14 protein-coding genes are annotated in these 20,406 nt (G+C 46.0%); 2 read left to right on the top strand and 12 right to left on the bottom strand.

Features of this window, described 5'->3' with window-relative positions:
• Positions 1-89: 89 nt before the first annotated feature.
• The 6 genes from NDI33_RS08350 to NDI33_RS08325 all read right to left on the bottom strand — a co-directional run bounded on the left by NDI33_RS08350 (position 90) and on the right by NDI33_RS08325 (position 10,208).
• The gene (locus NDI33_RS08350; RefSeq protein ID WP_190673591.1) at positions 90-5,513 is read right to left on the bottom strand and encodes a GAF domain-containing protein; all 5,424 of its coding nucleotides are present in this window, start codon (positions 5,511-5,513) and stop codon (positions 90-92) included.
• A gap of 122 nt (positions 5,514-5,635) precedes the next feature.
• Positions 5,636-6,223, bottom strand: coding sequence for a chemotaxis protein CheW (locus NDI33_RS08345; RefSeq protein ID WP_190673588.1), 588 nt, complete (start codon positions 6,221-6,223; stop codon positions 5,636-5,638).
• A gap of 35 nt (positions 6,224-6,258) precedes the next feature.
• Complete coding sequence (locus NDI33_RS08340) at positions 6,259-6,624, bottom strand: response regulator (protein ID WP_190412983.1); 366 nt, start codon at positions 6,622-6,624, stop codon at positions 6,259-6,261.
• A 27-nt stretch (positions 6,625-6,651) separates the two neighbouring features.
• On the bottom strand, positions 6,652-7,869 hold the full coding sequence (locus NDI33_RS08335) for a response regulator (RefSeq protein WP_190673585.1): 1,218 nt from the start codon (positions 7,867-7,869) through the stop codon (positions 6,652-6,654).
• A 354-nt stretch (positions 7,870-8,223) separates the two neighbouring features.
• Positions 8,224-9,417: a deoxyhypusine synthase gene (gene speY / locus NDI33_RS08330; RefSeq protein ID WP_190535702.1), complete on the bottom strand. Its 1,194-nt coding sequence runs from the start codon at positions 9,415-9,417 to the stop codon at positions 8,224-8,226.
• 272 nt (positions 9,418-9,689) lie between these two features.
• Positions 9,690-10,208 carry an O-acetyl-ADP-ribose deacetylase gene (locus NDI33_RS08325; RefSeq protein WP_190673582.1) on the bottom strand — a complete coding sequence of 173 codons (519 nt, stop codon included), beginning with the start codon at positions 10,206-10,208 and terminating at the stop codon, positions 9,690-9,692.
• 68 nt (positions 10,209-10,276) lie between these two features.
• Here NDI33_RS08325 and NDI33_RS08320 point away from each other — a divergent pair, with 68 nt between their 5' ends.
• Complete coding sequence (locus tag NDI33_RS08320) at positions 10,277-10,717, top strand: hypothetical protein (protein WP_190437524.1); 441 nt, start codon at positions 10,277-10,279, stop codon at positions 10,715-10,717.
• Positions 10,718-10,917: 200 nt separating this feature from the next.
• On the opposite strand, the gene NDI33_RS08315 is transcribed toward NDI33_RS08320, so the two are convergent.
• Together NDI33_RS08315 and NDI33_RS08310 are read right to left on the bottom strand one after the other, a co-directional pair.
• Positions 10,918-12,009 carry a response regulator gene (locus NDI33_RS08315; RefSeq protein ID WP_190673579.1) on the bottom strand — a complete coding sequence of 364 codons (1,092 nt, stop codon included), beginning with the start codon at positions 12,007-12,009 and terminating at the stop codon, positions 10,918-10,920.
• Positions 12,010-12,221: 212 nt separating this feature from the next.
• Positions 12,222-13,826, bottom strand: coding sequence for an ATP-binding protein (locus tag NDI33_RS08310; RefSeq protein WP_190673576.1), 1,605 nt, complete (start codon positions 13,824-13,826; stop codon positions 12,222-12,224).
• A 207-nt stretch (positions 13,827-14,033) separates the two neighbouring features.
• On the opposite strand from NDI33_RS08310, the gene cobO reads away from it, so the two are divergent.
• Positions 14,034-14,708: a cob(I)yrinic acid a,c-diamide adenosyltransferase gene (cobO, locus tag NDI33_RS08305; RefSeq protein WP_190412975.1), complete on the top strand. Its 675-nt coding sequence runs from the start codon at positions 14,034-14,036 to the stop codon at positions 14,706-14,708.
• 141 nt (positions 14,709-14,849) lie between these two features.
• On the opposite strand, the gene NDI33_RS08300 is transcribed toward cobO, so the two are convergent.
• From NDI33_RS08300 to NDI33_RS08285, 4 genes are all read right to left on the bottom strand, one after another.
• Complete coding sequence (locus NDI33_RS08300; protein WP_190412974.1) at positions 14,850-15,368, bottom strand: hypothetical protein; 519 nt, start codon at positions 15,366-15,368, stop codon at positions 14,850-14,852.
• Between the two features lie 570 nt (positions 15,369-15,938).
• A complete protein-coding gene (locus tag NDI33_RS08295; protein ID WP_190412973.1) occupies positions 15,939-16,928 on the bottom strand; it encodes an RNA polymerase sigma factor, RpoD/SigA family in 990 nt (329 codons plus the stop codon).
• Between the two features lie 563 nt (positions 16,929-17,491).
• Entirely contained in the window at positions 17,492-19,231 is a 1,740-nt protein-coding gene (locus tag NDI33_RS08290) for an ATP-binding protein (protein WP_190527488.1), read from the bottom strand.
• Positions 19,232-19,375: 144 nt separating this feature from the next.
• Positions 19,376-20,176, bottom strand: coding sequence for a glutathione S-transferase family protein (locus NDI33_RS08285; RefSeq protein ID WP_190412971.1), 801 nt, complete (start codon positions 20,174-20,176; stop codon positions 19,376-19,378).
• Positions 20,177-20,406: the final 230 nt, after the last annotated feature.

Raw genomic sequence — 20,406 nt, 5'->3', positions numbered from 1 at the left:
TCTCCCTACCAATTACCCATTACCAATTACCCATTACCAATTACCCATTACCAATTACCCATTACCAATTACCCATTACCAATTACCCATTAGCTAACTTTAAATCGACCCACGTTTGCTTGCAGTTCTTGCGCCAACGCTAGCAATTCCTTAAAGGATGCCGATACATCGGTGGCTCCCGTTGAGGTTTTGGTGGCGATCGCTGCCACGTCGGTCATGGTTTTGGTGACTGCATCGGAAGCTTTGGATTGCACGACAGCCGCTTGGGCGATCGCTTCCACCAAGGCGCTGATCTGGGCGCTGGCAGTCGTAATTTTGTTCAGGCTTTGGCGGGTTTCATCCACCAGTTTCGTCCCTGTAACGACCTGCTCAGTGCCCGCTTCCATCGCCGCTACCACCTCATTAGTTTCTGCTTGAATGCCTGCAACCAGCTTTTCGATTTCCGCCGTTGCTGCCGCCGATTGCCGCGCTAGCGATCGCACTTCATCCGCAACGACGGCGAAGCCTCGACCCTCTTCCCCAGCGCGTGCCGCCTCAATTGAAGCATTGAGCGCCAACAAGTTCGTTTGAGCGGCAAAGGTGCCAATTAGGTTCACCACTTTGGAAATCTTTTGCGAAGATTCGCCCAAACGCTTGACTTTTTTAGAGGTTTCTGCGACAGTTTCCCGAATCGCTAGAATCCCGTCCACCGTGCGGTTCATGGCAGCGTCACCCTCCTTCACAATCTGCGTCGCTTGTTGAACCGCAGCTTCCGCTTGTTCGGCATTGGCAGCAACCGCTCGAATCGAGGTGGACATTTCCTGAATTCGATCCAGAGCAGCTAAAATTTCCTCTGATTGCCGTAAAGCTTCTGCCGATAGCTCTTGAACAGAGACTTCATTGCTGCTGGTGGTTGCTGCCACTTGTTTGGCGGCGGTTTGCACCTGGCTAACAATTTTCCGTAAGCTACCGATCGTGGCATTGTAGGAGTCAGCAATCGTGCCAATTTCATCCTCAGTCACCTGCGCCCGAATGGTGAGGTCTCCTTTACTGACAGGATCGACTTCCAGCAGCAGTTCCAGCGCTCGTTTTTGCAGGGCTTCCTTGGCTGACCTTTGCTGTTCGGCATTTGCAGATTGTTGGCGGGTCGCTTCCTCTTGCGCCGCCAGCAAAGTTTGAATCTGTTCCAGCAGCGTCGCTTGGTTGAGGGCAATACCCACTTGAGTTGTCAACTGGGTGAACAAATCGATTTCACCCTTCTGCCAAATGCGAGTCCCCGAACATTGATGAGCAATCATCAAGCCGAATAGCTCGTTATCTACTACGATGGGCACGACCAAGTTGGCTTTGACTTGAAAGCGCTCCAACATTTTAATGTGACACTCGTTCAGACCCGCTTGATAAATATCCTCAATGGCACGAATGCGCCCTTTGTTGTAGCTTCCCCCCTGCGTCTCTTTCAAGCAGGTATCTTCAACTTTGACTCCTTGAGTGGGCATCCAACCCGTCGCTACAGATTCTGCAATTACCGTCCCATCCCAGTTCGCATCGAAGCGATAGACGATTAAGCGATCTGTTTTAAATGCGCGTCGCACCTCTTCGACCGCTGTATTCAGAATGTCTTCCAGCTTCAGAGATTCCCGAATGCGGAGGGTAATCATCGACAAAAGTTGCGATCGCGTAGCTTGAGCTTCTTTCTGTTCCAGATAGCTGATGCGGTCTATCGCCAAACCAACTTGAGTGGACAACTGCGTGCAGATAGCGACTTCAGACTGCTGCCAAGTCCGAGGGGTTGAACACTGCTGGGTACACATTAAGCCCAGTAGTTTGTCACCGCTAACAATCGGGGTGATCACATTGGCTTTGATTTTTAATCGCTCGTACAACTCAACGTGACAAGGGGCGAGATTCGCTTGATAAATGTCATCGATAACAAACACGCGACCTTTGCGGTACAACTCTACCCCCGCCTCTGAGTCGGTGAAATAGGTATCTGCTACTTTCATGTTCATGCAGGTCGGTAATCCGGGCGTCACCGCTTCCGCAACTACATTCCCACTCCAGTCCGGGTTAAAGCGATACAAAAACACCCGTTCCGCATTCAGGATTTGTTGAGCGCCAATCACTGCTTTCTCGAAAACCTCTTTGACATCGAGAGATTCACGAGCGCTGTTGGCAATATCTGCAAACAATTGTGTCAAATTGGCTTCGACTTCTCGCTGTTTGGCTTCCGCTTCCTTCTGTTTGAGGAAACTGATTCGGTCTAAAGCTAAGCCGATTTGAGTAGATAACTGCGAGCAAAAATCTACTTCATACTGCTGCCAAGTCCGAGGAGTAGAACACTGCTGCGTACACATCAAGCCTAATAGTTTGTCACCGCTGACAATTGGGGTGATTACATTGGCTTTGATTTTTAATCGCTCGTACAGCTCAATGTGACAACCTGTAAGATTGGCTTGATAGATGTCATTAATGACAAATACGCGACCCTTGCGATACTTTTCTACACCCACATTCGAGTCAGTGAAGTAAGTATCGGTCACGGTCATTTTCAGGCACGAAGGTAAGCCAGTTGTCACCGCTTCCGCAACAACATCTCCACTCCAATCCGAGTTAAAGCGATACAAAAACACTCGTTCTGCATTCAGGATTTGTTGAGCGCCAACAACGGCTTTTTCAAATACTTCCTTGACATCTAGCAACTCACGAGCGCTAGTAGCAATATCAGCACACAGTTGAATGCGCTTAGCTTCAACTTCTTGCTGTTTTGCTTCAGTTTCTTTCTGTTCTAGGAAACTGATTCGGTCTAGAGCTAAGCCGACTTGAGTAGATAACTGCGAGCAAAAGTCTACTTCATACTGCTGCCAATTCCGAGGATTTGAACACTGTTGCGTACACAGCAAGCCTAATAGTTTATCACCGCTGACAATCGGGGTAATCACATTGGCTCTAATTCTTAATCGCTCATACAACTCAACGTGGCAATAAGTCAAACCAGATTGATAAATATCATTAATGACAAATACGCGACCATTGCGATATCTTTCTACCCCCACATTCGAGTCGGTGAAGTAAGTATCGGTAACAGTCATTTTTAGACAGGAAGGCCAACCCGGCATTACTGATTCAGCAACTACATCCCCACTCCAATCTGGGTTGAAGCGATATAAAAACACCCGTTCCGCATTCAGGATTTGTTGAGCGCCAACAACGGCTTTTTCAAATACTTCCTTGACATCGAGAGATTCACGAGCGCTAGTAGCAATATCGGCACACAGTTGAATGCGCTTAGCTTCAACTTCTTGCTGTTTTGCTTCAGCTTCCTTCTGTTCTAAGAAACTGATTCGGTCTAGAGCTAAGCCGACTTGAGTAGACAACTGCGAACAAAAATCGACTTCATACTGCTGCCAATTCCGAGCATTTGAACACTGCTGCGTACACAGCAAACCTAATAGTTTATCACCGCTGACAATCGGGGTAATCACATTGGCTTTGATTTTTAATCGCTCATACAACTCAATGTGGCAACCCGTAAGATTGGCTTTGTAGATGTCATTGATGACAAACACGCGACCATTGCGGTATCGTTCTACCCCCGCTGGAGAGTCGGTGAAGTAGGTATCCGTAACGGTCATTTTTAAGCAGGAAGGCCAACCTGGAGCAATAGATTCCGCGACGATATCTCCACTCCAGTCTGGATTGAAGCGATACAAAAACACCCGTTCTGCTTTGAGGATTTGTTGAGTTCCTTGAACGGCTTTCTCGAAAATTTCTTTGACATCTAACGATTCTCTAGCGCTGGTGGCGATATCGGCACACAACTGTAATCGCTTGGCTTCAACTTCTTGTTGTTTAGCTTCAACTTCCCGCTTTTGCAAATAGCCAATCCGATCTATGGCTAGCCCTAATTGAGTGGACACCTGGGTACAGAAATCGACTTCAGACTGCTGCCAAGTCCGAGGATTAGAACACTGCTGCGTACACATCAAGCCGAGTAGTTTGTCGCCGCTAATCAGCGGGGTAATTACATTGGCTTTGATTTTTAATCGCTCGTACAACTCAATGTGGCAAGGTGTGAGATTGGCTTTATAGATGTCATCAATGACAAAAACGCGGCCCTTCCGATAGAGTTCTACTCCCACCTTGGAAGAGGTGAAGTAGGTATCAGCTACCTTGATTTTCATGCAGGTCGGCAATCCGGGCGCTACGGCTTCGGCAACAACATAGCCACTCCAGTCAGGATTGAAGCGATAGATGAATACTCGTTCTGCATTCAGGATTTGTTGCGTGCCTTGAACTGCTTTCTTGAATACTTCATGGATATCGAGAGATTCTCTGGCACTGGTAGCAATATCGGCACACAGTTGTAATCGCTTGCCTTCAACTTCTTGCTTGCTTAATAAGTCTTTAACTCGTGCCACCAAGTTATTGAAGCTGACAGCTAGAGTTTGGGTTTCAGTAGTCCCGCGAGGTTCAACGTAGGCATCCAAATTTCCAGCAGCAACCTGCTCTGATGTACCCGTCAATTCTTTCAAAGGAGCAGACCAGCGACGTGCTAAACTCACCACAATGCCTGCACCTACGGCTCCCAAGGAAAGAAAAATTAGGACAAAAATTAGTCCATGCTCATTTCCAGCCGCAGCAATTTCCGAAAGCTCAATTGAGGTGACACTGACCAAATCGATGCCTGGAACTGCGGCAAGGCTATACTTTCTGCCGTCCCGATCGAATGAAGTACTCAGAACTAATTGTCCCTCTTGGCGAACGTAAGGGACAATGGTAAGTCCCTGGAGTTGACCTGTAGTGGCAACGTAGCTTGGTTTTTTCCCTAGGGTGGCGTTTTCCCCAAAATTAGCCTTTTGTACTTCTAGTTCGGCTAACAGAGCGGTGGCTGTTTGTAAAACCGCATCGCCACCCAACACTTCTTTCTGCGCGATCGCTCCGTTAGATGTAATGGTACTAATAACGGCTTTGCTTGCCGGAGCCAAAATCTGAATTTTTTCAGTGTTACTCAGTCCCACATGCTCCAACGGCACCGCTAGTTCGTCAAAGTTAGCAGCACGCGCAACATCAATAGTTAAGGAATTTTCTGTCAAAGACGACGAAATCAAAGCATCCTTGACCTTTACGCCAGCCAAGTTGGAGGATAGCATCGCGTCATTCCATAATTTCGTCTCGGTGCGCCCAGATGCTTGATAATTCGTCATCCCCCAGCTCACGATACCTGCGATCGCTAGCGGTGCTAGTACCACAGGTAAGATTGTCCTCAACAATTGGCTGCGGAGCGTGGGACTTTTAGATAGATTCAGTTGTGGAGACGGCGGGTTAAGCTGGTCTTGCTCTGTTTGCTCTAGCTGCTCTTTTCCCTTGTTCTCTACCTTTTGTTCAAGATTTTGAGATCCGTTTAAATCTTGTTGGTTCGGAATGAGCTTAAGAGGAGGGGGTTGATGGCTAACACCTGTCTTGCGACCCCGGAGACGACGCTTAATATTGGCTTTTGTTGTATCTGATTGAGGATCGGAAGGCGTCTTCATAGTTTAAACTTTGCTAAAGGTAGATGAGTGTGGCGAGTTGAGTTGATTAAGGGATATAGATAGAGGTTAAAAAATTGAAATTCCAGACCCAAAGAAAGACATCTGGATATTCAAACAGCCATTCAAACTTCTGGCTTAGGCATTCCAGCCATGATGGATTCTCCCTCTAGAACCACCAGTATTTCACCATTTGATTTCAGCCAATATCCCCGTAAAAATGGCACCAATTCCGGGGTGACAGATGATTGTGGAGGAGATTGAATTAAATCTGGATCGCAGCTTTCGATGTCTTCGACTCGATTCACTACCAATCCCAGCATCTTTTTTCCTGTGATCTGGCTACCAGTTCGCTGTTTACCAAGGATTTGCTGTTCCCCATGAATCACAATGACTGTGTAAGTTGATCGGTTAATTGCCTGTAAGTATAAGGGAGTCAGCCCTACCAAATGACCGAGATCCGCAATCCATAAAATCTCACCGCGCCAGTTATAAACTCCCATCACCCAAGCTGGCATATGAGGAATGGGGACAATCTGACCAACTGGAATTGTCAGCACCTCTGTCATTTGGTGCATGGGGAATAGTGCGGTAATGTCCGGAAAAAGATGAAACCGCAAAAATTGCTCTCCCACGACTGCTTTATGTTCTGCGTTTGGGATTTCAAATTGTTGAATTAAAGCTTTGTTTCCAGACAAAAATTCAGATTCCATTGCTTGTCTCTTGACGGTGCTGACGAAGATTTTTCCTAACCTTTAATTAATTGATTAACAGTACGCAGTAGTTCCTCTTGATCGACTGGTTTTGGAATGTAGGCATCTGCTCCTTGTTTCATGCCCCAAAATTTATCCATATCAGTGCTTTTGGTGGAACACATCACGACTGGAATTTTGCTGGTTTCTGCATCTGCTTTGAGTTCGCGGCAGAGTTCAAAGCCGCTACGACCGGGCAATACAACGTCTAAAATGATCACATCAGGTTTATGGCTACTGATTTTTTCTAAGGCTTCTTCTCCAGTATTGGCTGTTAAAACATTTAATCCACCTCGTCGCAAGCAGCTAGCAAAAGTTTCCCTTTCAGTTAGGGTATCTTCAACGATTAAAGCAGTATGCATTGTATTAACGCTCCTAGGAAAAAAAAATCAACTGACCACGAGGGAACTGTTTTTGAGGTGCTTGAGGTACTTGTTGGTTATCGCTAGCACCTTTTCTGCATCGACTGGTTTCCCCATGAAATCTGAAGCTCCGACAACCTTAGCTCGGACTCGGTCAATGATACCGTCATTTCCTGTCAAAATAATAATTGGGGTATCTCGGAAAGCAGAAACTTTACGCAATTGGGTACAAATTTCATAGCCGTTCGTATTGGGCATTACCAAGTCTAAAAAGATGATATGAGGTTTGCGGTTTAATAAAGTAGCGATCGCTCGCATCGAATCTGGTACTGCCAAAAATTGATACCCGGCTGACGTAAGAATCTTTTCCATATTTTTGCAAACCAACGGGCTATCATCCACACAAGCAATGAGTGGTTTTCGAGTTGCCGCTTGAGCGGGTGTTTTGCTTGAAGAAGTCGGAGGATTTTTAGCAGTTAATTCTGAAGAAGTCGGGGAAACCGGATTTGCTAAATCAGGAATATCATTTAACTCTACTAATCCAGTTTCAAGGTAAGGCAATAGAGATCGGGTTACTTCCGCAACATTGCGCTTAGTTTGAACCGCAATATCTCGTAAGGTTCTTTGCCCATCTAATAACAATGTCAGAGATTTATAAACGGTAGGCGATGTTTTTTGTTGGAGTTGTTCTGGTTGCTTGATCGATGGCGCTCGATTGGGAAGCACATCAGAAATTTTAGCGATTTTCCAGGCTTGCCAAATTTCTTGAGTTTTCGCGATCGCTTGTTCGGCATCAATCAATAACAACTGGGGGGCTAAGGCATTTTCTTGCTTGATTTGTAATGCTTTTGGTACTTCTTGAGTAATGTCAAACAATAATTCAAGAACAATGCCTTGAATTATTTTTACAACTTGTTCGCGGGTAATTTTTTGCTGCTTCAGCCATAAACATAACAAATAATATTCTCGACAGTTTTTGCTAAGATCGGAAGAAGTTTCAGAAATATCAGTTTGTAAACTAAGTTGATTCGGACTAACATTAGAACAATTTATTCCTAAATGTCTTTGCCACCTTCTAACTGGATGAGTTCCTCCAGTTGCGTACAAAATCCGACCCAGGTAGAAGTAAAGAATCCACTCTCGCCCCAAAGTACCTTTCAGGAACAGCCGCCCACTAAAGCGAGCTTCCTTCAAAGTAGTCAGCTTGCTAGCAAAAGCAGTAATCGTCATAGGTTGGGCGGTCATAATTCTTGATTCCTTCTTGCAAAGTTCGCTTGACTTTAGCGAAAACCAGAGTTTACATTTATAAATATTTCTGATAAAAAAGCCTATTAATTTAATTAATAGCACTATATAGAAATAACAAGTCTCAGTAATTTTACTGAAATATTTTTAGAATTTTAGGCGTTCCGTAAATTTACGAAAACCCCCTATTTTAATAATTTTTATTAAGATACGAGCAAACAATTTGATTTCGCTTTGATAATAGTAAACTGAGTCTTAGTTGAGTAAAAATTAAGATAGTTTATTGAGCATAAAACGGAATAAAAAATCCCCCAGGTTGATGCAACTTGGGGGATTTGATCCAAAAGCAGCCTGCTATTGGGTATTAGGAATTAGCCTGCCGCAGGGATAAGTTGCTACAGGTTGTTCAGAAGCATTTTCGACAACAGCGGCAGGAATTTCATCGGAAGGCTGGGTTTTTGCTGCTTGATAGTCCGTCCGCAATTTTGAGAACATCTCTTCTCGACGATCGTACAAGCGCTTCAGGGGGCGGGGCTGACATTGGTTCATCACGTAGGCGCCGATGAGAGGCAGGGCAATTGTGCTGTCGGTGTAACAGACAATGGTGCTAGGTAACTCTTCGGGGTCAATCTTGCCCCAGCTAACGGCTTCGCTGGGTGTTGCACCAGAGAGTCCGCCGGTATCAGGACGCGCATCGGTGACTTGTACGAAGTAATCGTGACCTCGTTCCTCTAATCCCAACACTTCGTGAAGTTGCGGTTGAGTTTGCAGCAGGAAGTTTTTGGGACTACCACCGCCAATAATCACGGCGGCGCTTTTGCCTTCTACGTCTGGGTTGCCGGTTTCACGAGCGCAGTAGGCGATCGCAGCTGTCTCATTCACATCAATGGCTGGATCTAGCACTAAGTTTGAGCCTTCCAAGGACAATGCTGCTACGTTCATCCCAATCGAACTATCCCCCGGCGAAGAAGTATAAATAGGCACACCACATTCATAAGCTGTCGCCAATAAGCAGGAATTTTTCACTCCTAACTGCTTTTCCACTTCCCGAACATACTTTCCAAGCAGGTAGTGAAATTCAGCAGTTCCCATCCGCTTTTGGAACGGTTCTGCTTGCAAAATCTTTCGGATGAAGGCATCAGTTTCCAGCAGCACATCGTAGCCAAAGATAATGTCATAAATGCGAATGGTGCCTTCTTCGCGCAGTTTCACATCATCTGCAAACGGATTCCCTGCGTAAAGGTCGAAACCCAGCCCGAAATGCATATCGTGGTAAAGATTGGCACCCGTGCTGATCATCCAGTCAATAAAACCGTGGCGAATCAGGGGAGCCAAAATTCCCACACCCATTCCAGCGGGGGTCATTGCGCCTGATAGGCTGACTCCGACGGTGACGCCCTCACGCATGACCTCTCGGCTGAGCAAGTGACACATTTCCCGCAGACGCGCTGAGTTGTAGGCGCTGAAGTAACCATCAATTAGATCGACAACATTAATTGCTGTCGGCATGGGGGCGGGTGCGATTTTGTTACCGGGCAGTTGTGACATTTTTAACTTTTAAAAGAATGAACCGCATTGTCAACTATAACCAGCAAAAGCGGGTCGGAAACCCAACTGGAGCAGGAAAAATATAAGTGTGGGGAAAAGATAAATGAGCGTTAGAGCGATCGCACTCATTGCATCCTCACGCAGATAATTTTGTCGGGTGAGCAGCGAGCGCGATCGCGCCATCCCTTATCTGATTGAATTCTACTCAGTATCGGTGGGGTCTTTTTGCCCTTACAGCACTTAGGATTTTTTCAGGCGATCGCTACCTTGTGTTAAATAATTTCTTTGATCGCAGCCGAGTAAGAATTATAGGCAGTATCCCCAAAGCAAACGAAAATCGTCTGCTCTATCGAGGTAGTGCGCTCCAGAAACTTCTTCACTTCAGTTACAGCAATTCTAGTGGCGCGTTCTATCGGGAACCCATAGACACCCGTGCTAATAGCTGGGAAGGCAATGCTGCGTATCTCGTATTGCTCCGCCAAAGCCAGAGAATTGCGATAACATCTAGCTAGCAGCTCATCTTCCTGGCGATCGCCCCCTCGCCAAATTGGGCCAACTGTGTGGATTATCCACTCGGCGGGGAGATTGTAACCTTTTGTAATCTTTGCTTCACCCGTGGCACAGCCCTTCAACTGGCGACATTCTGACAACAATTCTGGTCCAGCGGAGCGGTGAATTGCCCCATCGACGCCGCCACCACCGAGTAAGGAGGTATTCGCTGCGTTGACGATCGCATCTACCTTTTGCTGAGTTATATCACCTTGAACGATTGCAATTTTGCCTAAAATCATGGGATTTTTTCCCTTAGCACAAAAAACTGACCAAGACCGGCTGAGTCATAATTGCCATCATAGGGGTGTTGCAAAGCTCCCTGCGGGGATCGCAAAAGCGATCGCCACAATTCGATAAATCTCAAATTTTTGTAAACTGGAAAAAGGTCATTCTCATGGCTTTAATCCAGAGAAGGATTTTGTCTCAGTCCAGTCAATATGACAAGATGGCAAGCAATCTTTCCTCTCGCAATCCAGTTAGAGTTCAATCAGCATCTCAGAGCCAGCACCATAATCATTGGTCTAATTTTGAGGAAATGTTGCAACGGCTTCATGCAGAAGGTTTGTACATTCATCCCGATCATCTGGCAGAATTTCTGCTGGCGCATGGTATCCCTGTCAACCTCCGCTATGTACCCGAACATTTGAAGAGTAAAGCGGTTTTCATTAACGAGAACTACCAGGGCGATATGGCTCATTTAGTTGAAGAACCCGATGCTACTTCCAGCCAGTTTCCGTGGTTGAATTAAGACCAGATAATCGCTAATGGCTAATCGCTCGTGGCTAATTGTTAATAGTTATGGGCGATTAGCGATCGGCTCTCAATTAGAGATGTAAAATCAAAACTTTGATTTTTCCTCAGCAAGGGGAGAGATTTAATTTAGCAGTTTATTTACGTCTATTTACTGATAACAGTTGTGCTACAAATTGCACATAGTTTTAAATTCGTTCACATAGGCAGGGCAACACGCACAATGGTTTTTTGAGTGGGAATACTCTCAATTGATAATTCGCCAGCGTGTAGTTCGGCTAGGCGTTTAGCAATGAGCAAGCCCAAACCAGAGCCTTGCTGTGAAGCGAGTTTGCGCTCAAATCGCATATAGGCTCCAATTGTCGCAATTTGCTCTGGTGTCATCCCCTGTCCGAAGTTGCTCACGGACAGTACAAAAGTGCTATTTTTACATCGACTGGCAACGCGAATTGCGGTGTTGGGACACGAAAATTTACAGGCATTATCGATTAGTTCTTCCACAATTTTTCGCAATTTTGGCTCTGAAATTAAGACGGCAGCTTCTTGGAGGTCTAATTCCAAATCCATTTCCCGACAAACTTGCTTGGCTTTTTTAATCGCCGCTTCTGCGATCGCGCTCTTCGCTGAATCAGTTCGGCTGTTTTGTCTAAGATCCGCTATCTGAAGCGGATCGGTTCCGATTAGCTCTAATTGAGCGAAGAGTAAAAAATTCTGGACTAACTTAGATAAACGTTCCGCAGAGGTACGAATATCGACTGCCATTTCTAGAATTTCTTGCGGTTCTAGGGAGTCGGCTTCATCAATTAACATTTGCGAACAACACAAAATGCCATTGAGGGGAGTATGGAGTTCGTGAGGGAGGGAGAAAGAGATATTGCTGCGTAAATCATCGAGTTTTTTTTGCGAATGTCGCTCAATCGCCGCCTGTTTTTCCATCCTCGCTGCGATCGCCCCCAGTAATTCCGCTCTCGTAAATGGCTTGGTGAGGTAGTCGTCTGCACCCAATTCCATCCCTTGACGCCAATCGGTTTTCGCTGCTTTGGCAGTGAGAAAGATAAAGGGAATCGTTGCCGTGACAGGGTTAGAGCGAAGTGCCTTCAGAACGCCATAACCGTCGAGTTCCGGCATTAGCGCATCGGAGAGAATTAAATCGGGGATTTCTGCTTGAGCTAACTGCAACCCTATTTGACCATTTTCGGCTGCAATAGCGTCAAATCCCTCTGCTTCTAACAACTCCAGAATGTTCTCTCTGATAGATATTTCATCTTCAATTACCAGAATCTTTGCCATATCAGCGATCGCCTAGCAGGTAAGCAATTAAAAATTAAAAATGTCAGCTCCCAGGACTGCAAACAAGATGTTCGCTAGGATTGTCCAAATTCAATGCACAACAACCGAGCAGCTTTAATAAGGTTTGAGTATGTTCGGGGCACTTTCTTCTATACACCCAAACTTTCCTTTTAAATAAAGACTTTAGACTTTATCTTGCAAGAAAGCTTACCTTAGCACGGGCGGGTAGACCTTGCCTCTACAGCACTCTTCAGGGGTAGTCTTACTTTAAATTTAGTTCCCACACCCACTTTACTCTTAACGGTAATCTCACCCCCGTGAAGATCCACACACTTCTTAACGATTGCTAATCCTAAACCAGTTCCAGGGATGTTGCCGACATTCGCGGATCGATGAAATGCTTCAAATAAGCACTGACGCTCTTGCAGAGGAATCCCAATTCCTTTGTCTTCAATTTGGAAGACGATTGCATCTTTTTGTTGGGTAATTTCAAATCTGACTGGACTCCCTTCAGGCGAATATTTTATCGCGTTTGAAAGGAGATTGCTAAGAATATGTCGCAGCAATTTTTCATCTAGACTAAAGGAGGTAGATTTGCAATGATTAATCAAGTTAATTGCACGGGAATTGCCCTCATTCAGTTGCAATTCTTTCACTAATTCAATACAAAATTCTTCCAGATGCAGCGGTTCAGGTTTGAAGTCCGACTGTCCGGCTTCGGCTTTACCAATGATTAATACATCATCAAGCAGTCCAATCATGTGCTTAACAGCGATTTGAATGCGATGCAGGTGGATGAGTTTTTTCTCTTCAGACCAATTGTTACTGTAATGTTCCAATAATTCGGCAGAAGAGAGGATCGTACTCAGGGGAGTGCGGAATTCGTGGGAAGTCATGGAGATAAAGCGGGATTTTAGATCGCCGAGTTCTTTTTCTCGCTCAAGCGATGCTCGCAGTTCTTCTTCTAATTGCTTTCGTTTGGTAATATCAATTCCTACTGTGACAGCCGCTTGATCTTGATTGTATTTCTGCGCCACCATAAGATAATTTTTGATATTGCCGTCAACTTCTGCGGTCACTTCCTGAGAGGTTGTTTTCGTCGAGGAAGCAAAGAATTGCTCCACAAATTCACTAAAGTTGGGGCTACTGTCAAAACAGCTAAGTTCCTGACCGACAAATTCCTCTGAAGACAAGTTAAAGGATGCGGCTAAATGCTGGTTGACGCCCAGGTATTGTAAATCCGAGCTAATCCAGGAGACAAATCCAGGCACGGCATCTAAGACGGCTAAAAGTTGGTTTTTTGCCTGTTGCAGCGCCAATCCCATTTGCTTATATGCTGCCATTGTAATTTCATGCACCTCTGACTGAGCCAGCAGAAGTTGATGCACGTCTAACAATTTATAAATTCCGGGTGCCGTTTGTACAATGATCGGTTCATAGATCAATTCAGGCGATCGCTTCAAAGACTCCCGCACCGCTGCGGTAATGGAAGTATAACTGGGAAAAACTAGAATTTCGGTATGGTTGAATTGATAGAGCGATCGCAAACTTCGTTTCGACAGTAACTCTAAGCTGTAACGACGGCTTAGATATTCAAAAAAACGCCGGCGACTGATCATCCCGACCAGTTGGTTTTTATCCATGAGGATTAAACCCGGTAGTAGCGGTTTTTCCTCGAAAAGCCTGAGAACCTCTGCGGCTGTGTGGTTGTATTCAATGCAAGCCTCATACAGGGTTAATCCCTGCAATGTAGACTCCAAATTCAGATTAAGTTGCTCTGCACCTTGTTCAGAAGAGATTGATAAGGTTAAAGACATAAATCTTAAAAGAAGGTAAGTAAATTTATACTGAAATCAGTGTTGCTGAATCTATAGGCAAAATGGAAGGGGGGTTATGCCCTCTGTCTTGAAGTGATGACTGGGAGCGATTCCCTGCAATTAGAAGGAATTGCCGATGGCTTATCCTGATGCATATCCCTTTGGGGCTATTTTAATAGGTGTGAAAGTTTTTTCTAGGCAGACTTGATGACAACTCCTACCCCGACTGATTTAAATAAAAATTTAGAATCTGCTGACTTACTGGAGACAGAAACATCATCACTAACTCCAGAACAATACCAGCGCAAGATGCAGCGGCGCAAGGAAGTTCAAGAGCAGCGGGTGGCAAAGGCATCTCAGGAGAAAGGCTTAATTATTGTTAATACAGGCAATGGCAAGGGAAAAACCACTGCTGCTTTGGGAATGGTAATGCGATCGCTTGGTCACGGCTATCGAGTCGGGATCGTACAATTCATTAAAGGAGCCTGGGAACCCGCTGAGAAAGCTGTCCTCGGTCGCTGGGAAGGTCAGCTAGAGTTCCACGCGATGGGAGAAGGCTTCACTTGGGAAACTCAAGACCAACAGCGAGATATCCAGAAAGCGCATCAGGCTTGGGAAACTGGACTCAGCTTTATCCGCAATCCTGAATTTAAGCTAGTGCTGTTGGATGAAATCAACGTAGCTTTAAAACTCGGTTATTTGAGCGTTGAGGAAGTGCTAGCTGGTTTGGAGGAAAAACCTGCGGATTCTCACGTGATTCTCACCGGCAGAGGTGCCCCAGCAGCCCTGATTGAGCGAGCCGACTTGGTAACAGAAATGACTCTTGTTAAGCATCCGTTCCGGGAACAGGGCGTCAAAGCGCAGCCAGGAATCGAGTTTTGAAGTTCAAAAAATCAAGAAACCCGTTTCTTGAAGAAAACGGGTTTTTAGAGGAGTTAATTGTTTTTTGGTGATTAGTCCTTGGTTAGTAGCAACAAACTACTGACAACTACCTTGATTTGCACCGCCAAAGCTTACTAATTGTTAGAAGTTAACTTTACAAGCGTTCAAGATTTGCTGGTCGTTAGCGCTAATTTTGTTAATTGGGTGATAGCCCTGGAGCCGTAAACTATCTTCAATGGGCAACCGACTATCGGCAGAGGCGACTGGGGGGGCTTCGCTGAGGGCTATTGAGTGAGAATAGGTTGTACTGTCGTAGGGATCTTGAACGGTTAGATTGATTTGCTGTGCCCCAACCTTGCCGGAAAAACAACTATATTCTGAGGAAGGCATATAAAACGCACCCCTTACCTTTCCCTGACGCGCCTCAAATACTATATATTCTTGACCAATCTCTTCTGTCTTTTGGGAGCTACCATACAAATAAATACCGTCAGCCACTGAAGTGTCTGATGCTGGCATTTGTGCAAGGGAAACGGAATTTGTACCAACGATTCCCGTCTTACTAAAGGATGTTGGTGCTTGCAATGCAACTGTGCTGGTTGCGAAGCTCATCGTTAGAAGTAATCCTAGGGCAGGTACTTCAAGCGGAAGCCGAGACATAAATTGCTGATAAAACTTGTTAAGCACCGTTTTTTCCCCCCTAGCAATTACGAGCAGACACCCTCAAGCATCTAATTACAAAGTACCTAATTCCTTAGGTGTAAAGCTTCACCCATTTGAATGAACCGTAGGTCATCCGAAAGGAGTTTTTTTTGTTAAGACAAGCAACGCATTCATCTTTGATTCCCGGTTATTAAATTGCCTTCTAAAATCAAAATGCGTATTTATACTCACTTTATTCACTCGTTTTATGAGCTTTCCCAAATCGGGTCAGTGTGGGCTTGTCTGTAGTACTTGTTCCTTAACTGTGGATGACTTCACTGGCACCCGTTCGAGTTCCCGAACTGCGTTACGAAACTTTACAAAAATATAAAAAAAGAGCAGTAACAGATTTTAGATGTCTACAAAAAACTTCAACAGGTAGACACATCTACTCGACAGGGGCTAAAAGCGGGGATTGAAATGACTGAAAAACCCGCCCTTACTTAGCTGTAAGGACGGGTTTTAGGAGCGATCGCTATAGGATGATGTGGGAGGCAGGAGCATAGCGGGTCAATCCCGCCTCTACAATTAACTAGCAGCGATATACTCGCGGACATTCGCCTGACGACGGCGCAGATGGGCGAGGGCTTGGTGTTCTAGCTGGCGTACCCGTTCGCGGCTGAGGCTTAGGCGTTCGCCGACTTTTGCTAGAGACAGCTCGTTGCCATCTTCCAAGCCAAAGCGCAGAGTTAGCACTTCCCGCTGCTGTGGGGTTAGTTCCGCCAGAAGATCGTCCAGGTCTTGCCGCAGCGACTCCTGGGTCATATAATGGTCAGGGGTTGGGCCTTCGTCTTCCAGAAGGTCTTGCAGTTCGGTATCCTGGTTATCGCCAACGCGCACATCCAGAGAAATTGGTTGACGGGCGATATTCAAGTACTCGCGGATCAACGCGGGTTCTAAATCCAGCGCCTTAGCGATTTCACCGGGGGTAGCACTGCGACCAAGCGTCTGAGCTAGTTCCCGTTGCACCCGCTTAATTTTATTAAGCTTTTCGGTGATGTGGATGGGCAAACGAATCGCACGGGCTTGTTGAGCGATCGCGCGAGTAATCGCTTGGCGAATCCACCAGTAGGCGTAGGTCGAAAACTTGTAACCGCGCATCGGGTCAAATTTCTCGACGCCGCGTTCCAAGCCGAGAGTACCTTCCTGAATCAAATCCAGGAATTCCATGTTACGCTTCTGGTACTTCTTCGCGATCGCGACCACTAGACGCAAGTTAGCCTCTATCATCTTGCGCTTTGCGCGCGTTCCCAGTTTGATTATCCGGTCGAGTTCGGGTTCACTCAAGCTAACATGGTCTGCCCACTCTTGATGAGTTGGTTCTCGCTGCAATGTCTCAGCCAAGGTCTCCTTCGCCTCCAGCAGCGCCATCATTTGCTGCACCTGCTTGCCGAAGACAATCTCTTGTTCGTGGGTCAGCAGGGGCACGCGCCCAATCTCATGCAGATAGGTGCGAACCATATCAGCCGTAAACGTGGGTTGTTTAGTCGTCTTTTTTAGGGTGTTGGCAGTGGGCATGAGTGAGTGGTGACTCCGTAAACAAGCAACAATTCTGTAGCAGGGGTTGACCTTAGCGGGAGATTGCCAGCTCTTACAATGAGAGTAGCTAGGTCAATTAGTGGAACACATCCTGCAAAAGTTGTAAAGATCGCCTACCCAATTGAATAGGCAAACATAACACACAAAAAGCTAATCGTCAAACCTTTCGGCTGGGGGATGCCTTAAAGAGCTGGTATCGACCCCCATTTAGCCACTCCTGATAAGTAATCAAGGCTAAAAAGTCAAAGTCGGTATGAGTTTGTTTTACATTTCTATCGTATCACTAATGATAGACGACGCTCCAGGTTGAAAGGTTCATCCGATTGGGTTAAACTTGCTGCTCTGGCAAATTCCCGTTAACCCTTGAGTACCACCCGGAAAATCATTAGCTAAAAGCGTCCTATCTGTGTCCTATATATATAATCATCCACGGAAAACCCTTCAACGGGTACTCTAGTCGTTGTGGGATAACCGAACTATTTTTGCCTAGAAGTCCGTAGTCAATAATCATTGGACTATTGACTACGGATTAAAAACCACGATCAAAAACCAATATCAGCTTTAGCGGCTTCAGCCGCAGCGAACACTTCATCGTCTGGCATCTCTTCCCAGCAAGTATCGCCAATTTCTCTGTAGAACGTTTCATCGTAAGGACGAGTCCGCACCACCACAGGCATTGGAACCGCGTGACCCAAAATTAAAGCTTGTTGCTTGGAATCCAATTTTGCTAGAACGGAACGCAGACTCATGCCGCCAGAGACGCCAGTAAAAATGGCGTCGATGTCTTTGTCATCGTTTAGCAAAGCAGTGATGCGGGTGCCAATCTGGGACATCACCTCATTATCAATTCCAGAGGGACGCTGATCTACCACCAGAAGGGTGACAAAGTATTTTCGCATCTCGCGGGCAATCGTACCGAAAATGGTACTTTGCACGATGGCGGAGTCAAGGAAGCGGTGGGCTTCTTCTATCGTAATGACTAGCTGCTGAGGACGATCGATGGGGTTTTTGGTCTGCAAAAACAATTCAGACTTACTTACATAAGCTTTGTGAATGCGGCGGGTGATCATATTCGTCACCAGCATATAGGAGAGCATATCTGACTGAGAACCAAACTCAATCACCACGTGCTGACCTGCATCGAGGCATTGCAAAATTTGATTGACGTAGTTGTGGGGACAGGCAGTACGTAGATATTTAAGATTTTCCAGGCGCATCAGCTTACGCTGCAACGCCATAATTGAACCCTTATGACCCTTCTTCTCCTCGCAGAACATCTGGATTTCCTCGTTGGTCATATTCAACAGTTGGACAATCCAGGAGTTGCCAAACTCGGCGTGCAGAATATTGGCATTGTCCAAAGCTGCTTCGGAAAGACCTAACTCATTCCGCACCAGCATGATGTCTTGGACTTCGATTTGGTCGTAGCTGAGGTACAGTTCCTGAGAGTCACGCACCCCGCGCCGCTTGGTAGATTGGGGGTCAAGGGTGTAAATTTGCACCTGTCCTGGGAATAGCTGCCGCAAGCCTTTGACAGTGCTGAAGTGTTTGCCTTCGCGGACAGCTTCCCAGCCATATTCCGAGTGCATATCAAAAATTAAATTGACCGCTGCCTGCCTGCGGATGATGCCAGATAAGAGTAAGCGGGTGAGAAAGGATTTGCCGGTGCCAGATTTCCCGAAAACGCCGTTGCTGCGTTCCACGAATCGGTGTAAATCCAGACATACGGGCACATCCATATCCAAAGGTTGACCGATGGCGAAGTTGCACCGAGTGGGGTCATCTTCCCAGCCAAAGACGGCGCGAAAATCGCGTTCCGTCGCATCATAAACCTGGCTGAAATGACTGGGAATTGTCTTAACGGGCATCAACTCCATCTCAGTATCAGCACTGCTTTGTAGTTGAAACGATCCCAGAGTTGCACCGTTGGATTTGCCGTTGGAGTTAGGATTTTCGGCACCCACCACATAAGCGCCTACTGACTTTGTTGCTTCTCGTGTCAGCATTAACATCGGCGTCAGATTGATGGTGCCATAGGTGCCACTCCCTGCTAAAACCGCTTGCAAAAAAGTGTCCTCTGGACTGGGAGGATTGGCAACAATTCGCTGACTGGAGGTGCCCAGCGAAACGTCTGTGAGCATACAGAAGAAGTCTGAACGGGCACCTTTGACTACCAGAAATTTGCCAACCCGCATATCCTCTACAGAAATATCGGGATGTAGTCTTACTTCTAGTCCCTGACTGAGGGAGCCTTGAATTACCGACCCTAATGGCATTTCCATAATCGCTTCTGGAGTCTTTTTAGTGTTGCTTCAGAACACTTAGGCATCCAAAGTTTACCCTAATTCTCGGAGCCTAACTATTCGCTCAATCTTAGATTTTGGATTTTTCAACCAATCCAAAATCTAAAATCTAAAATGGATTGCCTAATCTATCTCAATTGATGTTGGCGTTGAGCCTGTGGCTCCGGCGGTTGTGTTGGCACTTAGGGGTTTGCGATAATCGGCATAAAGGCGATCGCGCCAGTTGAAAAATGTCTCGTAAGCGCTACGGTCAGCCAAACCAGGGATTCCTTTGCCTCTAAGGGTTTCGGGAAGGTCAAGATAGGGGCCAGAGGGAAATTTAATCAGCATACTCAGCCCAGCGACGGCAAAATCTGCCAAGGTTGGATAGTCGCCGACTAAGTAAGGGCTTTCCAATAGTAGCAGGGATAGGCTCTCTAGGTCTTGCTGAAGATCCTCTGTCGCCGCTTGTACGGCATCGGGGCCGTATCCGACGCCAAGACCCAGGAGATTCAGCACTTCACCAGGCAGTGCCCCCACGAGAGTCTTGAGAGCATCTGGCGTGTTGCTGGGTAAAATCGAGGTGCGGAAGCTCTGATTTTGGCTGAGTGCCCCAAACAACACCTTACGACTTTTGAGACCGATAGATTCATCTGCCCAGGCTTCAATCAGTAAGCACAGTCCCTTTTGTTTCGGGTCAACGGGGATCAGGGGTCGGTCGGGATATTGCTTGTCGAGGTACTTAGCGATCGCTGTCGAATCAGCAATTACTGTGTTGCCATCCTTCAGGACAGGTACCTGTCGTTGACCAGACATGCGGAACAATTCTACCTGTCCCACTCCTGGCGTTACCTCAATTTTGCGGTAGGGCAGACCTTTATAATCCAGCAGCAGTCGCACTTTTTCGGAGTAGTGGGATAGCTCAAATTGGTACAACTCCAGCATTTTTTATCTCCTTCTATTTTTAAGTAACACTGTTAATCTAACGTTTTTAGCCTACTATTGTTATTATTTGCATCGCTGGAACTAAAAGCAAAAGTTATTGTTTTTGGGCAGTTACACTTATTGAATTACTTATTTTTACTGATAAAAAATCCAACTTGGAAAATTACAATTTTACCAAATTAAAAAATTAGTTCAAATGGCTTTATTTTTATTCTTAATGAAAAATGAGC

Origin of the sequence: Trichocoleus sp. DQ-A1, assembly GCF_039961955.1 — a bacterium.
Classification (GTDB): domain Bacteria; phylum Cyanobacteriota; class Cyanobacteriia; order Cyanobacteriales; family FACHB-T130; genus FACHB-T130.
Note: the sequence above shows the minus strand (reverse complement) of the source record. Positions and strands in the feature narration are given on the sequence as shown.

Coding starts and splice junctions, on each gene's coding strand:
- NDI33_RS08350 (WP_190673591.1), bottom strand. CDS start 5,513: ATGAAGACGCCTTCCGATCCTCAATCAGATACAACAAAAGCCAATATT.
- NDI33_RS08345 (WP_190673588.1), bottom strand. CDS start 6,223: ATGGAATCTGAATTTTTGTCTGGAAACAAAGCTTTAATTCAACAATTT.
- NDI33_RS08340 (WP_190412983.1), bottom strand. CDS start 6,624: ATGCATACTGCTTTAATCGTTGAAGATACCCTAACTGAAAGGGAAACT.
- NDI33_RS08335 (WP_190673585.1), bottom strand. CDS start 7,869: ATGACCGCCCAACCTATGACGATTACTGCTTTTGCTAGCAAGCTGACT.
- speY (WP_190535702.1), bottom strand. CDS start 9,417: ATGTCACAACTGCCCGGTAACAAAATCGCACCCGCCCCCATGCCGACA.
- NDI33_RS08325 (WP_190673582.1), bottom strand. CDS start 10,208: ATGATTTTAGGCAAAATTGCAATCGTTCAAGGTGATATAACTCAGCAA.
- NDI33_RS08315 (WP_190673579.1), bottom strand. CDS start 12,009: ATGGCAAAGATTCTGGTAATTGAAGATGAAATATCTATCAGAGAGAAC.
- NDI33_RS08310 (WP_190673576.1), bottom strand. CDS start 13,826: ATGTCTTTAACCTTATCAATCTCTTCTGAACAAGGTGCAGAGCAACTT.
- cobO (WP_190412975.1), top strand. CDS start 14,034: ATGACAACTCCTACCCCGACTGATTTAAATAAAAATTTAGAATCTGCT.
- NDI33_RS08300 (WP_190412974.1), bottom strand. CDS start 15,368: ATGTCTCGGCTTCCGCTTGAAGTACCTGCCCTAGGATTACTTCTAACG.
- NDI33_RS08295 (WP_190412973.1), bottom strand. CDS start 16,928: ATGCCCACTGCCAACACCCTAAAAAAGACGACTAAACAACCCACGTTT.
- NDI33_RS08290 (WP_190527488.1), bottom strand. CDS start 19,231: ATGGAAATGCCATTAGGGTCGGTAATTCAAGGCTCCCTCAGTCAGGGA.
- NDI33_RS08285 (WP_190412971.1), bottom strand. CDS start 20,176: ATGCTGGAGTTGTACCAATTTGAGCTATCCCACTACTCCGAAAAAGTG.